The 13,505-nt window shown below is 35.9% G+C and carries 10 protein-coding genes; 4 read left to right on the top strand and 6 right to left on the bottom strand.

The features are described from left to right. Nucleotides 1-21: 21 nt before the first annotated feature. Together ACSLUO_RS12585 and ACSLUO_RS12590 are read right to left on the bottom strand one after the other, a co-directional pair. On the bottom strand, nt 22-1,548 hold the full coding sequence (locus tag ACSLUO_RS12585; protein ID WP_448248932.1) for a PQQ-dependent sugar dehydrogenase family protein: 1,527 nt from the start codon (nt 1,546-1,548) through the stop codon (nt 22-24). Further along, nucleotides 1,545-2,462: a c-type cytochrome gene (locus tag ACSLUO_RS12590; protein ID WP_448248933.1), complete on the bottom strand. Its 918-nt coding sequence runs from the start codon at nt 2,460-2,462 to the stop codon at nt 1,545-1,547. The genes ACSLUO_RS12585 and ACSLUO_RS12590 overlap by 4 nt, the downstream gene beginning before the upstream one ends. Nucleotides 2,463-2,671: 209 nt before the next feature. On the opposite strand from ACSLUO_RS12590, the gene ACSLUO_RS12595 reads away from it, so the two are divergent. Beyond that, entirely contained in the window at nt 2,672-3,991 is a 1,320-nt protein-coding gene (locus ACSLUO_RS12595) for a helix-turn-helix domain-containing protein (protein WP_448248934.1), read from the top strand. A gap of 110 nt (nt 3,992-4,101) precedes the next feature. Here ACSLUO_RS12595 and ACSLUO_RS12600 read toward each other — a convergent pair whose 3' ends face one another. Further along, a complete protein-coding gene (locus tag ACSLUO_RS12600) occupies nt 4,102-4,242 on the bottom strand; it encodes a hypothetical protein (RefSeq protein WP_448248935.1) in 141 nt (46 codons plus the stop codon). Nucleotides 4,243-4,497: 255 nt separating this feature from the next. Here ACSLUO_RS12600 and ACSLUO_RS12605 point away from each other — a divergent pair, with 255 nt between their 5' ends. After that, nucleotides 4,498-7,350 (top strand): family 78 glycoside hydrolase catalytic domain, encoded by a 2,853-nt coding sequence (locus tag ACSLUO_RS12605; protein ID WP_448248936.1) that lies wholly within the window; start codon nt 4,498-4,500, stop codon nt 7,348-7,350. Nucleotides 7,351-7,664: 314 nt separating this feature from the next. Here ACSLUO_RS12605 and norR read toward each other — a convergent pair whose 3' ends face one another. Further along, nucleotides 7,665-9,251, bottom strand: coding sequence for a nitric oxide reductase transcriptional regulator NorR (gene norR / locus ACSLUO_RS12610; protein ID WP_448248937.1), 1,587 nt, complete (start codon nt 9,249-9,251; stop codon nt 7,665-7,667). 259 nt (nt 9,252-9,510) lie between these two features. Here norR and hmpA point away from each other — a divergent pair, with 259 nt between their 5' ends. Beyond that, on the top strand, nt 9,511-10,692 hold the full coding sequence (hmpA, locus tag ACSLUO_RS12615; protein WP_448248939.1) for an NO-inducible flavohemoprotein: 1,182 nt from the start codon (nt 9,511-9,513) through the stop codon (nt 10,690-10,692). Nucleotides 10,693-10,815: 123 nt separating this feature from the next. Here the strand turns inward: hmpA and ACSLUO_RS12620 are convergent, their stop codons facing one another. Both ACSLUO_RS12620 and ACSLUO_RS12625 read right to left on the bottom strand, forming a co-directional pair. Then, nucleotides 10,816-11,796, bottom strand: coding sequence for an HPP family protein (locus ACSLUO_RS12620; RefSeq protein WP_448248940.1), 981 nt, complete (start codon nt 11,794-11,796; stop codon nt 10,816-10,818). Beyond that, the gene (locus ACSLUO_RS12625) at nt 11,793-12,020 is read right to left on the bottom strand and encodes a hypothetical protein (protein WP_448248941.1); all 228 of its coding nucleotides are present in this window, start codon (nt 12,018-12,020) and stop codon (nt 11,793-11,795) included. The genes ACSLUO_RS12620 and ACSLUO_RS12625 overlap by 4 nt, the downstream gene beginning before the upstream one ends. Nucleotides 12,021-12,173: 153 nt before the next feature. Between ACSLUO_RS12625 and ACSLUO_RS12630 the strand changes: the two genes are divergently transcribed. Continuing rightward, a complete protein-coding gene (locus ACSLUO_RS12630; RefSeq protein ID WP_448248942.1) occupies nt 12,174-13,013 on the top strand; it encodes a LysR family transcriptional regulator in 840 nt (279 codons plus the stop codon). Nucleotides 13,014-13,505 lie beyond the last annotated feature (492 nt).

The following is a 13,505-nucleotide window of genomic DNA, read 5'->3' on the forward strand; positions in this document are numbered from 1 at the left end:
TTTCGTTCTCATTTGGGATTTTTAAGGTAACTTATTAAGGTTATATCTCAGTACATGCCCCATAAGAGGGTTATTATTTTTGTCAGTTACGTTTGGTAAATCAATGGTATAAAGATAACCAGCGGTTAACTTAGGAACTGAGACCTTCAGCGTTTTGTTGTTAATTAAATTCAGATCTTGAGCTTGTATTTTTTGTAGATCGGCCTTTTCAGAACCATAGTTAGCGTGGTAATGATAACGGTGTTTGGTAATGTTTATTGTTTCTGGTAATTGGCTAAGTGGTTGATTAAAACTTATTTCGAAGCCATCAGAGAGCAGTATTACTTTGTTGACGATGAATATATCGTTTGTTTTTTTACTGATTTTCAGCAAGCCTTCATCACCGGCCCAACCAAGATGCACTTTACCTACCCACAAATCTCCTTCCGGTGAAAAGTCTAATCTGAAATTACCTATGCCAAGTTCATCACCACTAATAAACGGTATTAATGTGCCTTGCATTAGACCTGTTTGGGGATCAGGCAAAAAACGAATAAGGTTATTAATATTCATATCACCAATGATTAATTCACCTTCAGGTAAGCCAAATAATTCAGGTTTAACCGTTGCTAAGGGCTGAGTTGGCGAATTAGCTAGTTCACCTTGTGGAAATAAGGCGGCAGCCGGTTTACGGATATTAATTAAGTCTTTGGCGGTGACATCTTGATGTTTAATTTTCCAGTTTTTCTGCCAATGTAATGAGGCGGGGTGGCCAGCAAAGTCACCTTGATTAATTTGATGGAGTGGACTCGTGCCAATCCAATCGCCTTGATTATCTGTGACCCAAAGTTTGTCTTGCGGATCAATATAGATTCCAGCGGGTGAACGAAAGCCTGAAGCAAAAGGTTCAGCAGAGCCGTCAGGCGATATTTTTAATATCCAACCACGATAAGGAACACAAGAAAACATACGAGTGACATTTTTTCTAAAGCCGTCTAACCATTGTTTAAAGTCATGCCACTGACGCATTTTGTTTTCTGGTGGGCACATATCACTGTATTGGCCACGGATATATTGATTTATGCCGTTAAAATTAGAAGCTACGTTAAGTGAAATGTAATAATTGCCTTTGCTGTCAACGGCTGGACCAAAAGCAAATTCGTGATAGTTACCCGTCATACCAAAATCACTGTAAACAGTTTGATAAAGATCCGCTTTACCATCGTTATTTTTATCAATAAGTCGGGTAAGCTCGGGCATTTGCATAACGACAAATGTGTTTTCACTTTCCTGTACTATGCCTAAAGGTTGGTGTAAACCTGTCGCAAAGGTTTGCCAAGTTTGCTTTTTGGGATGATACAGAACGACATCTCCACTAATTGTGGTAAGTGCAATTCTGCCGTCTTTTAATGCACTCAAACCACTGATTTGAGGATCAATTGTTTTTGGGTAATCAACTCGTTCAATATCGTAATAGTCTAACCAATTGCTCTCTTTTGCTTGAATTTCGCCTTGGGTGAATACAAGTAATGTTATAAGTAAAGTGAAAAGGCTGATAAATAATTTCATAGTAATCTTACCTCGATACTAAAATTGGCGGCGTCTTTAGCTGTTAAATGCAATGTGCTGTTGATCAATTTGCCCTTGCTTACAAAAATTTTGCTTGGTGAGTTATTCAAGGTTTGATGGGATAAATCGAGCGTGATTTTTTTGTTTTTATCGGCGAGTCCCTTGATCTGGAAATTACGCTTAAAGCTATTTGAAGTAGCACCAAGAGTGATCTGTTCGATAACTTTTATATCTCCAACTTGGTATTGAAACTTTGGTGCGCCATTGATCAACTCGTATCCTTTGAAAAGGATTGGTTTATTTTGGGCAAAAGAAAATCCTGAGCCATCATTCTCTAAATACAAAATTTGTTGCTTATTTTCTTCTCGTTTTTTTTCACCGTTAAAGTTAGCGTGAGTGGGATAAGCGTAACGTACCTTGCCGATATAACTGTCCCAAACAACAGACAATTGAGGTGTTAAGCTTACGACAATGGAAGCTGGGTTTGTAAACGGTAAAACGCCTCGTTTAACGTAGGGAAACGGTTTTGCGGGAGGCTTGAATGGGGGAAATTTCGGTTTGTTTTGCTGTTCTTTGACATGCTGACTGACGGTGAGTATATAGTTATGGATTTCAGTGATGGTTTCTTTGCTTAAATGTCCCATAGGAGGCATTTGTATGGTGTCAGGATTTATCTTACCCGGTGATTGAACCCAAGATATAAAAGCATCCTCTTTTTCAGTTGGGTAGTTATCTCTTATGTAAACGAGTGAAGGACCGGTATTAAATTTGTCAAGTGAGTGACATGCATTACAATTTTTTTGAAAAGCCAACTTTCCTTTTTGGATCGCAGAGGCGTTGGCTGAAAAAACTCCACACAAGGTGAATGTTAGTAACAGGGCGAGAATATTACTTAACGAGTATTTTAAAATCATTATTTACTCTTAAAACTATTAATGGTTAGTGAAATTCAATACACTAGCTTGTTAATAACAAGGTAGGAAAAATTATTACCTTGCTGCTGGTTTTGGTTTAATGTTCGTCATTTTACAAACCAGATAAAGATTACCGTGCTTTTAAGAAATAATAAGTAAAAACTGATATTTAACCGTAACTTGGGCAGTTAATTTAACTGTTATATAACATGAATAATTCACAAGATTTAGCTGATTTACCTAACAAAACTGCCATCATTGAACAGCTAGACAGAATTAAAAATAGTAAAGCTTTTGCGCGTTCAAAAATTAATTGTAAATTGCTTAATTTTTTAGTGAATTACTACCTACAATCGTTAGGTGCTGAGGGCTCAGCTAAAGCGCCGAAAGAATTTGAAATTGCGACTGAAGCCCTGAATAAAGCGGCCGACTTTAACCCCGCAGAAGATGCATCAATTCGTGTTTATGTATCAAATTTAAGAAAAAAACTTGAAACTTACTATCAAAACGAGGGAGCGAATGAAACTTTTCAAATTACCATTCCCGCAGGTGGTTATGGTTTAGAGCTTAATTGGGTAGTTAAACAAGAACTCATGCCCATCAATAATAACAAAAAGGTTACAAGTGCTGCTTTTGTTAGAATTGCCATTATGTTATCTGTTTTGTTTAACGTCATTTTTATTGGTTATTATTTTTTATCTAGTAATTTGCAACCTCAGCCTCGTTTGCCAATTAGTTCGGATGAAATTCAAAAACAAACAGTTCGAGAACATGCGCTATGGCAGCCACTATTTGCTAATGGAAAGTCGACGTTAATTGTTATTGGTGATTTGTTTATGTTAACTGAGGTTGATCCTCAAACAAATATCCTTAGAGCAGTACGTGAATTTAGTATTAATTCAGATGAAGAATTTGAATCGTATTTACATCGTTTTCCAGGTAAAAGAGCGACGATAAACAAAGCTAATAGTGCATTTTTACTTAAAAATAGTGTTTTTGCCTTGCAGCATATTCTACCTTTATTTACTGAAAGTTCTCCGGCAACACTTCGATTAGCCTCAGAGTTAACTGCCACTGATCTTCGTGATTACAATATTGTCTATATAGGTTTATACAAATCATTAGGGTTATTAGATGCATATTTACAAGGATCTAATTTTGAAAACATTCCTCAGCCATCATCGCTTAAACACAGACGTTTAGAGCGTGTGTATACGGTGACGGGCAATTTACAACAGGAATATACAGACTATGGTAGTTTTGCTCAGTTTTCTGGGCCAAGTGGTAATTATTTTTACATTTTTGCGGGCTTTTCTGATGCCTCAGTCATTCAAATGGCTAAATATTTAACTCGTCTTCCACGTTTGACATCCGCTGAGTTTACTCAACACTTTCAGGCAGAAAACATGCCGAACAAAAATTTCGAGTTAATTTTTTCTGCTTCTAGTTTTAATCGCACCGATCTCGACTCAAATATTGTTGATAGTGGTTTATTAGATATTAAAGCTATTTGGTCTATGCCTAAGTAATTACAACTCAACGCTTGATTAATCTTATCCCTAGGGTCTATTTATCTTTGTTTAATAATTCAGCTGAGAGATAAAATCGTTTTAATCAAGGCAGAAATTATGTCGTTTAGTCATCTAAACCAATAATTTTTAACGCCGAGTAAAGCGATTTTAGCCTCAGCCCACAGGGCAATGGCTATTTTTTGCGCTAGCTGCATTAGAATTTCACTCATTTGGAATTCACGCATTTGGAATAAGCAAACAACCTTCATTATGCTTTGCTATCACTTAAAATAGCCTATTGCTGAAAATATAAACAAAGATTAACAGACCCTAGAGTATTTGAAATCTAAAAGCGCCGTTCTGGCGTTTAAAACATCTAGTAACTTTTGTGTAAATTCTTTATTATTGTCAGTCATAAGTAGTCATAACAATTAATTTTTAATCTCGTTAAGTCATATTGTTTCGTTATTAAATAATTGTCGACCAAGTGTTCATAATAATATCTATTTACAATGGGAACTATAATGATAAAAAACATCTTTCAATTCATGCTGATAATCATGTTGTCAGCATGTACGAGTGGCGAGTTACAAAAACTTGAAACTGATACTCTAGCACCTAACAATTTATTGGTTGAGGGTAATCCAACACCGTTAAATGTGCATAACAGCGCGCCAAGATTTTCTTGGCACGCAAACGTTAAACAACAATTTGCTTATCAAATTCAAGTGGCCAGCACAGTTGAATTGTTAAAAAATCAAGACATTGATCTTTGGGACAGTGGCAAAGTAAATAGTGAAGTGTCGTTAAATATTCCTTATCAAGGCAAAGCTTTAGCCGCAAACCAAAAAGCGGTTTGGCAGGTTAGAGTTTGGGCTGTCGGTGAAGAGCAGCCAACAGCATGGAGTGCTTTAAGTTCATGGGAAATGGGGCTGGTCAATAAAACAGACTGGCAAGCTCAATGGTTGCAAGTAAAAAACAGAGTAGTTGCACAAGAAACAGAGCAAACTTTAGATTGGATGATGAATGCAGCAGGTGTTCATCCAAATATCACAGAAAAACTATCTAAAGGTAAACACCAAACGCAATTGGGTGTAGTTGAACAATTAAAACAACAACCTACTGCCAGTTTGTTTAGACACGAGTTCCGTACTAAAACTGAAAACCAATTAGTTCGTGCTAAATTGCATAGTACAGCGGCCGGTTATTATGAAATCTATATTAATGGTAAAAGGGTTGACGACAGATTAATGGATCCGGGTCAAACCGACTATGATAAGCGAATTTTATATAACACAGATATTGTCACTGATTTACTCGCATCAGGCCAAAATACCATTGCTGTTCATTTAGGTAGCGGTTGGTATGACGAAAATATTGCTTTTAGCCGTTGGAACAACCCAGATCAAAAATCAACTAAAAAAGTTAAAAAGACCTTATCTTACGGTCAGCCTAAGTTTATTGCTCAGTTAGAGCTAGTGTATCAAGACGGCTCAACCCAATTAGTGACATCTAATCAGGACTGGTTAAGCCACCCATCACCTATTTTAAAAGAAGGTCTGTTTTCTGGTGAGTTATATGATGCGAATCAAGCTGTAAAAGGCTGGAATTTAAATAGTTCAGCAACGAATAAAATTAATGTGTCAGCTTGGCAACCGGTAGAAGTGTTAGAAGAATGGCCAACTAAAGTATTAGAGCCCCAATTATTACCGGCAATTAAAGCAGTTAAAGAATTAAAGCCGGTTAAATTATATCAGCCAAGAAAAAATGTATGGGTGTTTGATTTTGGCCAAAACTTTACTGGCGTCCCTACGGTTAACCTTAAAAAATTAGGCTTAAAACCAGGGCAAGCAATTCATTTACGTTATGGTGAATGGGCAGACATTTACGGTAATTTAAGCCAAAAATCAGGTGGCGGTGCACCATTACTTAAGCAAGCAGATACTTATATTGCGTCAAATGACGACAGTGACGAATGGACACCGACCTTTACTTGGCACGGTTTCCAGTATTTAGAATTAACCGGTATCGATTTTGAGCCGGCACTGGATGTTGTTAAAGGCCACCTCGTTCGTAGCTCAGTTGAAATTGCCGGTCAATTTAAAAGTTCAAATCAATTAGTTAATCGTGTTCATGATATGGCGTTATGGAGTTACGAAGGTAACCTAATGGCTGTACCTATGGATTGTCCAATCCGTGAACGTGCGGGTTGGACAGGTGATGCCCATGCTGCGCTGATCACGGGTAACTATAACTATAATATGCAAAACTTCTGGGAAAAATACCTAGGAGATTTTCAAACGGCAACTTATGTTGCACCTGCAATTGTGCCAGGTAAGCGTACGCATGGTGGTAATTATGATTGGGCGGTAGCTGAAGTGATCATCGCTTGGGAGCATTACCGTCATCATGGTGATATCCAAGTGTTAGCCGATCAGTATTCAAGCATGCTTAAGTTTATGCGCTCGGCAGAGTCTAAATTAGATAATTCATTATTAAGAATGGGTTATGGTGACTGGTGTGATCCGGTATTAAAACCGGGTATGGGCAGAAAACGTTGTAATCCTGAATATACAACGCCAACTATTACTAGCTCTGCATTTTTAGCGCACGGCGCAGATTTAATGGCAAAAATATCAGGCTTGTTAGATAAACCTGAAAAAGTTGAGCATTTTACCAAATTATACCAACGCATTAGCGAGCAATTTAATAAAGAATTTTATGATGCGGAAACTGGTCATTACGGTAGTCAAACAGCCGATGCATTAGCATTACGCTTTGGTATAGCGCCAGAAGATAAACGTCAATCTGTCGCAGATGCTTTAAACAAAGATGTTGTTGAAAAATGGAATGGCCATGGTTCAATTGGTGCGTTAGGTCAAACTTACGTTTATTTAGCCTTAAGCGACTATGGTTATGGCGACACAGCATATCGAATCTTTACAGCAGAAGGTTATCCTGGCTATAAGTTTCAATTTGAAACATTAAAAGCTACAACTTTATGGGAGCGTAAAGGTGTATATGACCCTGAACTTGATCCAGAGCGTAAAAACCCACATGGCCGTTCGTTAAACCATCCATTCCATAGTGGTTATGACGGCTGGTTCTACGAAGGGATTGGCGGGATCAGACCTTTAGGCGATAATCCAGGTTATCAACATTTTCAGTTGAAACCCGTATTTCCGGTCGATTTAGACTGGGCTGAGGCAAGTTACAAAACGGGTTACGGTAAAATAGAAAGCAATTGGAAAAGGGATGGTAAATCAATTAAATGGCAATTTACTGTGCCGAATAACACCAGTGCGAAAGTTATTTTACCGGGTAAAGAAGCTCAAGTTTACCTAGCTGGTAAGCACAGTATTAGTATTGAGCAATAAAGTAATAAAGTTAAATTGTGGGCTTATTCTTTTTAAGCCCACACTTTCTCACCAGAACTAAGTTCTAAGATCCACAAAAGTATACTTTTAATTATATTTAACCTGTGTTCGGAATAAAAAATTAGCTAATAAATGTAATACAAATATTTTTGATGCTTTGCCTATTACAAGATAAATTTAAGCGGCAATAGCGAGTTCGCTTTGAGCTAAACATTGCTATAGCTTCCTCATACCCGGAAATGTATCGCAATTAAATTTAACACTTTAATAAGGATAACAGCTGCTGGAAAGCAAGTTATTTTCTCGAGTTTAAGTTATTTAATAACTTTTGTTATATAAATATTTAGCCGTTTAGCCAAGCGAATTAAGTTAGCTCGATCAAGGGTTAAATATTTTGCAGTTGCGCTCCAATTGTTGTTATTTGCCACTAGCGCTGAAGTTATTATATTTTTCTGAAAGTCATCAACAGCTTGCCTTAAATTTATATGTTGGTTGTTGGCGGTAAGTTCATTAATCTCATTTTCTATATCTTTCCCCTGTAAATCAGGAGCCGCAAGATCTGTATGAAGTTCATCACAATCGTTGATACTTAGCGTTACTATTCGTTTCTGTTTTTGTTTAGAAAACGCTTTTAAAGCGGCTCGGCTAAGTAAATGTTCTAACTCACGAACATTCCCTGGCCAATGGTATTTAGACAAGTATTGAATAACATCGGGCGTAGTTTTTAACTGTTTAATGCCGAGTTTACGTTTTATTTTTTCAATAAAAAAACCAGTTAACAAAGCAACATCACCCTCGCGCTCTCTCAGTGGTGGTACATTGATTGGATAAACATTTAATCGATGAAATAAATCAGCACGAAAATTGCCTTTTTTTACTTCTAATTGCAGATCACGGTTAGTGGCAGCAATAATTCGCACATTAACAGTAATGGTTTTATCTTGTCCAACGGCCTGAATTTCATTGCTTTGTATCGCTCTTAATAATTTACTTTGCGCGGTTAGAGGAAGCTCTCCTACTTCATCTAAAAATAATGTACCACCATCAGCAATAACAAACTTTCCTTCTCTGTTTTTGTCGGCGCCAGTGAATGCGCCTTTAACATGACCAAATAATTCACTTTCAATTAAATTATCAGGTAATGCAGCGCAGTTTACATAAATGATTGGTGCAGCATTTCGATCAGACTGTTGATGGATTTCATGAGCAACGATTTCTTTTCCTGAGCCACTTTCGCCTTGAATTAGTACATTATATTGTGAGGATGCAACTAAAGTGATTTCTTTCTTTAAGTGTAATATTTTTTCACTTTGACCAATTAATTCATTTTGTTCAACTACAACATTAGGTTGGCTTAACGCAGTAACTACTTGTTGTGAATGATAAATATTAAGTTCTAATTTTTCCAAGGTGAGTGCTGTATTTAAACTAACAGAAGCCATTGCCGTGATTAACTCTAATGTTCGTTCAGGGATATTATCAAAATTTCCTGGTGTTAAACTGTCTAAAGTTAATAAGCCGATCAATTGATCATTAAAATGCAAAGGTAATCCCATACATGCGTGAATAGGTAAATCACCATCATGCGAAATTAATAACCCGTCAAAAGGATCAGGTAAATCGCTGTCGCTTGGGAAACGAACAAATTTTTTTGACTGACATATTTTTTCTAAACGAGGGTGCTCTTTAATATTAAACCTTCTGCCTAATGTGTCTTTGCTTAATCCTTGTAATGCTAAAGGTACTAAATAATCACCTTTAACCGCTAACATCGTTACTGCTTCGCAAATAATTGTTTTTCTGATGGTGGATATTAGGTCATCAAATCGATATTTACTTGTAAGGGATTTCGTTAAATTTAATGAAAGTTCAATTAGGGCTGTCGAAGATATGTCGTTCATTAATGTTCCAATGCATAAATGGAATATGAATTATGTCAAATAGACACCTAAGAGTCAAAATGACACTTTTAATTTGTAGGTCAAATGGACACGTTGTTGTATTTTTTCTTCTGATGATTTCTCTTATCTTATTGATAATTAGTCAAAAAGTATTGTTGGCTTAACTCTTGTAATTACATTTTTAGCTCTATCACAGAACACTGAGCATTTCTTCTTTTTATCTCAGGCATATTATCAATTAATTATAAAGGAGCATTTAATGCTAACAACATCCCATATTGCAACCGTGAAAAGTACGATCCCCTTATTAGAAGCTGGTGGTACGGCAATTACCGAACATTTTTATAATCGATTATTTACACATAATCCGGAGTTGAAGCATATTTTCAATATGAGCAATCAAAAAACAGGTCGTCAAAAAACAGCGTTGTTTGAAGCTATTTTGGCGTATGCAAAAAATATTGATAATCTTGTGGTCTTAAAACATGCCGTTGAGCGAATTGCTCATAAACACACGAGTTTTCAGATAAAGCCAGAGCATTATGATGTGGTTGGTTTACACCTAATCGAAACTTTACGAGAGCTGTTACCGCAGCAATTTACTGCACAAGTTGAGTCTGCTTGGACTGCTGCTTATGGTGTGTTAGCGAATGTATTTATTAATAGAGAAGAGCAGCTTTATAGCGAGCGAGAAAATGCAAATGGCGGCTGGCGTGGTAAACGCGCTTTTTGCTTGGTTGAAAAACATCAAGAGTCGGCATTAGTTACTAGCTTTGTTTTTGAACCGATTGATCAACAACCAGTGATCAATTATCAAGTAGGTCAATACATTGGCATTGAATTAACACCTGAACATAGCGATTATGTTGAAATTAGGCAGTACTCACTTTCAGATAAACCTAATGGAAAAAGTTATCGTATTTCAGTTAAACGAGAAAGTGGTTTACATAACGGGTTGATGTCTAATCATTTACATGACAATTTAAAAGAAGGCGATTTAGTCGATTTACATGCCCCTGCGGGTGATTTTTTCTTTGTTGATCGCTCATCACCTATAGTTTTAATATCAGCAGGTGTTGGTATTACGCCGATGCAAGCGATGCTTGAAAAATTAGCAGAAGAAAAATATCAATACCCGCTATATTTTCTTCATGCGTGTGAAAGCGCATCTGAACATTCGTTTGAACAACGTACAAAATTACTTTGTGATGAAAATAACTGGCAATATCATACTTGGTATAACACAGAAAAAAGTTCAAAAGCCAATACGCATTATGGCTTAATTGATTTTAACAAGGTCGAATTACCGTTAGTTAGGGCAAACTTCTATTTATGTGGGCCTGTTAGCTTTATGCAGTTTGCTAAAGGCCATTTAATTGAATTAGGGGTATGTGAATCACGTATTCATTACGAGGTATTTGGTCCTCATCAAAATTTATAAATTTATTTAATTAAGTGATTGTTTGTTAAGTTATGAAGTGCTGAAAATAAAGCACTTCATTGCTTATTTATCGTTATACCATACCGTATAAATTCTCTCTAAGCGATCACTTACGGATTGGTATTAGACTTGGCTGTACGTGTTTGTTCTAACCCAAACCCCAAGCGTGTTTTGACTTACTTCAAATTTTGACCAGTTTAAAAAGTCGCTAATACTACAATAACCAGATAAGCCCGTATTAATACCGGCAACAATATTAAACCTAACAATATATTGATTTTCGATAGCGGATACCTGCCTGATCTCCCATTTTTTACCAATTTTACCGTTACTGTATTTGTTGCCTAATGCAATGTCATTAGGGTGCTCATTATCTGATTCCGCGTGACATTTAGCGTTTTCAAATATTTCAATCCAGCCTTCATTAGTAATATCGATATAGGAGTCATGTTCGTTTACCGCCTTTAAAAAATCTTCTAGCGTTATCTCATTTTCTCTATCGCCGGGTGATACTTTTGCTGTTAAGTTATTTTTAAAATGGAGGTGTGCAGGGTACCGTCGCCACCGAAAAGGGTAATTCAGTACAATTGCAGACAAAATAATGATTATGCAATTTAATAAGGTGGGTACAAATATATAGCTAAACCCTAAATTGTGAATAGCCTCACCTCCCATTAAAGCTCCTAACGCTGTTGCTCCTCCTGGTGGGTGCACACAGCGTAAGTAAGACATCACCAAAATAGATAAAGATACAGATAAAGCAGCAGCAATAATTAAATGTTCGTTTAAGTATTTCCAGCATAATACCCCAATGAGTGCGCTAGATAAGTTACCCCCTAAAACCTGCCATGGCTGAGATAGGCTACCGTGTGGCACAACAAATACAAGAACTGAAGTAGCGGCTATTGAAACCAATACATAAATATTACTAGACACGAGAGGCGCAATGTTTAGATAACTAAGTAATAATTGAGAAAAGTAAATAACTGATAAGGTAGCTATTAAGGCAGTAATTGAGCCTAGTAGAATTTCTTTTCGCGAATAAGCAGAAATAGGAATGCCTAAGTATAGCTTTAGTTCTTTAAAAAAATTCGCTGTTATCATTCTTCTAACCCAAGAGCTTTAAGACTAACCAACCTAAGTACGTAAGATAGTTTAAATAGCGCGGGCATGATCATTATCGTGATATGACCTGCAATTTGCTGTACCAATGTTAATTTATCTTCTATGCCATAAACTAATGATATTGCAGTTAATGTGACAAAAGCGGTAACCAACATTGATATATTAGCTAAACGCAGTAGATTTGATGCAGATGGCGTTTTCATTTGATTATCCTCATGATGTAGATTTTGGTGAGTTGCACAAAAATGTGCCCTTTGCACTAATTTGGAGCGCAAATGTTACATCAATAAAATAAGTTATGTATAATGAATAATATTTGCTTTTATTATTTGTTTTATTGATACAAATGAGGGTGTATGGATTACTTAGCCGCTAAAACTTTTCTTTCTATTTGTGATTTAGGTACTTTTGGCGCTGCCGCTGATGCACTTAATGTTACACAAACTACGATCACAGCACGTATAAAGGCTTTAGAAAGTGAATTACAATGTTCGTTATTTATTCGCAATAAAAGCGGTGCAAAACTTACTCATCATGGCGAACACTTTAAATCATACGCAACTCAACTTGTGCAAACCTGGCACGCAGCAAAAAGAGATTTACCTCTACCTGATACTTTGATGGATAGTTTAGCTATTGGTGTTGATTTAACGTTATGGAATCCTATTGCTGCTAAATGGTTACTACATATAAAGGAAAATAATCCAGATTTCTCTTTATCACTAGAGATTGGTGATAACAAACAGTTATGCGAAAAGGTACGTTCGGGGGCACTAGATGTTGCATTAGTTCATCAACCTGAATATAGCTCTCATATTGTGGTAGAGCATTTATTGGATGAAAAACTTGTACGTGTACAACATAAAAGAAAAACAGAACCTTACATATTTATTGATTGGGGAGATGAGTTTAAAAAACTCCACAATATGGCATTACCAGATCTCGCAAGAAGTAATATATCAATCAGTTTAGGACCTGCGGCTTTACAAGTTATTCTTAAATCAGGTGGGAATGGGTATTTTCGTACTCGTGTTATTAATAAATATTTAGAGCAAGGTTTATTAGAGTTAACACCTAACTCACCTCAGTTTTCTTATCCTGTTTACTTAATCTGTTATTCCGAAAAAGATATAAATATAAACCAATTAAAACAGAAAGTTATTCAAGTATTTGAAGAAAATGAAGACTGGTTTTAATTAGAGTTAATGAGCTAAAACAGGGGCTGAGGTTTAAATATTAGATAATCTAATAAAGGAAAGGTTAACGTATATAGCCCTTTTATTGGCTGAAATAATTTAACTATGTATCTAATCAAGTATATCTTGCATTCACTTAATAAATACCTCGCAAATTTATTTTTGATATAAATTTTCGAAGTGCATCCTAGAAATTTCAAATATGTTCTATTGAAAATCAACCAAATTAACTTCTTTTTTGCTTTTTACACACTTATTAAATAAATGTCGATGATAAAAAATCTTTGTTATTTTTGTTAAATGTTGACATTATGTGTTAAGTTGAACAACATTTAGTGGATGGGTTTTGAATTAAAATAAACACTCGATTTTTCTATATAGAAATTGATATTTATATATAATTCATATTTCATTTGTTTTTGTTGACAATATTATGCGGTGTTAGCTTGTTAAATAGCGGGACTTGTTTGTTTTAAGTTTTAAATTCGCGTA

The organism is Thalassotalea agariperforans (assembly GCF_053470345.1).

Excerpts from the sequence above, each read along its gene's own strand:
- ACSLUO_RS12585 (WP_448248932.1), bottom strand. The coding sequence starts at position 1,548 with ATGAAATTATTTATCAGCCTTTTCACTTTACTTATAACATTACTTGTA.
- ACSLUO_RS12590 (WP_448248933.1), bottom strand. The coding sequence starts at position 2,462 with ATGATTTTAAAATACTCGTTAAGTAATATTCTCGCCCTGTTACTAACA.
- ACSLUO_RS12595 (WP_448248934.1), top strand. The coding sequence starts at position 2,672 with ATGAATAATTCACAAGATTTAGCTGATTTACCTAACAAAACTGCCATC.
- ACSLUO_RS12600 (WP_448248935.1), bottom strand. The coding sequence starts at position 4,242 with ATGAAGGTTGTTTGCTTATTCCAAATGCGTGAATTCCAAATGAGTGAA.
- ACSLUO_RS12605 (WP_448248936.1), top strand. The coding sequence starts at position 4,498 with ATGATAAAAAACATCTTTCAATTCATGCTGATAATCATGTTGTCAGCA.
- norR (WP_448248937.1), bottom strand. The coding sequence starts at position 9,251 with ATGAACGACATATCTTCGACAGCCCTAATTGAACTTTCATTAAATTTA.
- hmpA (WP_448248939.1), top strand. The coding sequence starts at position 9,511 with ATGCTAACAACATCCCATATTGCAACCGTGAAAAGTACGATCCCCTTA.
- ACSLUO_RS12620 (WP_448248940.1), bottom strand. The coding sequence starts at position 11,796 with ATGATAACAGCGAATTTTTTTAAAGAACTAAAGCTATACTTAGGCATT.
- ACSLUO_RS12625 (WP_448248941.1), bottom strand. The coding sequence starts at position 12,020 with ATGAAAACGCCATCTGCATCAAATCTACTGCGTTTAGCTAATATATCA.
- ACSLUO_RS12630 (WP_448248942.1), top strand. The coding sequence starts at position 12,174 with ATGGATTACTTAGCCGCTAAAACTTTTCTTTCTATTTGTGATTTAGGT.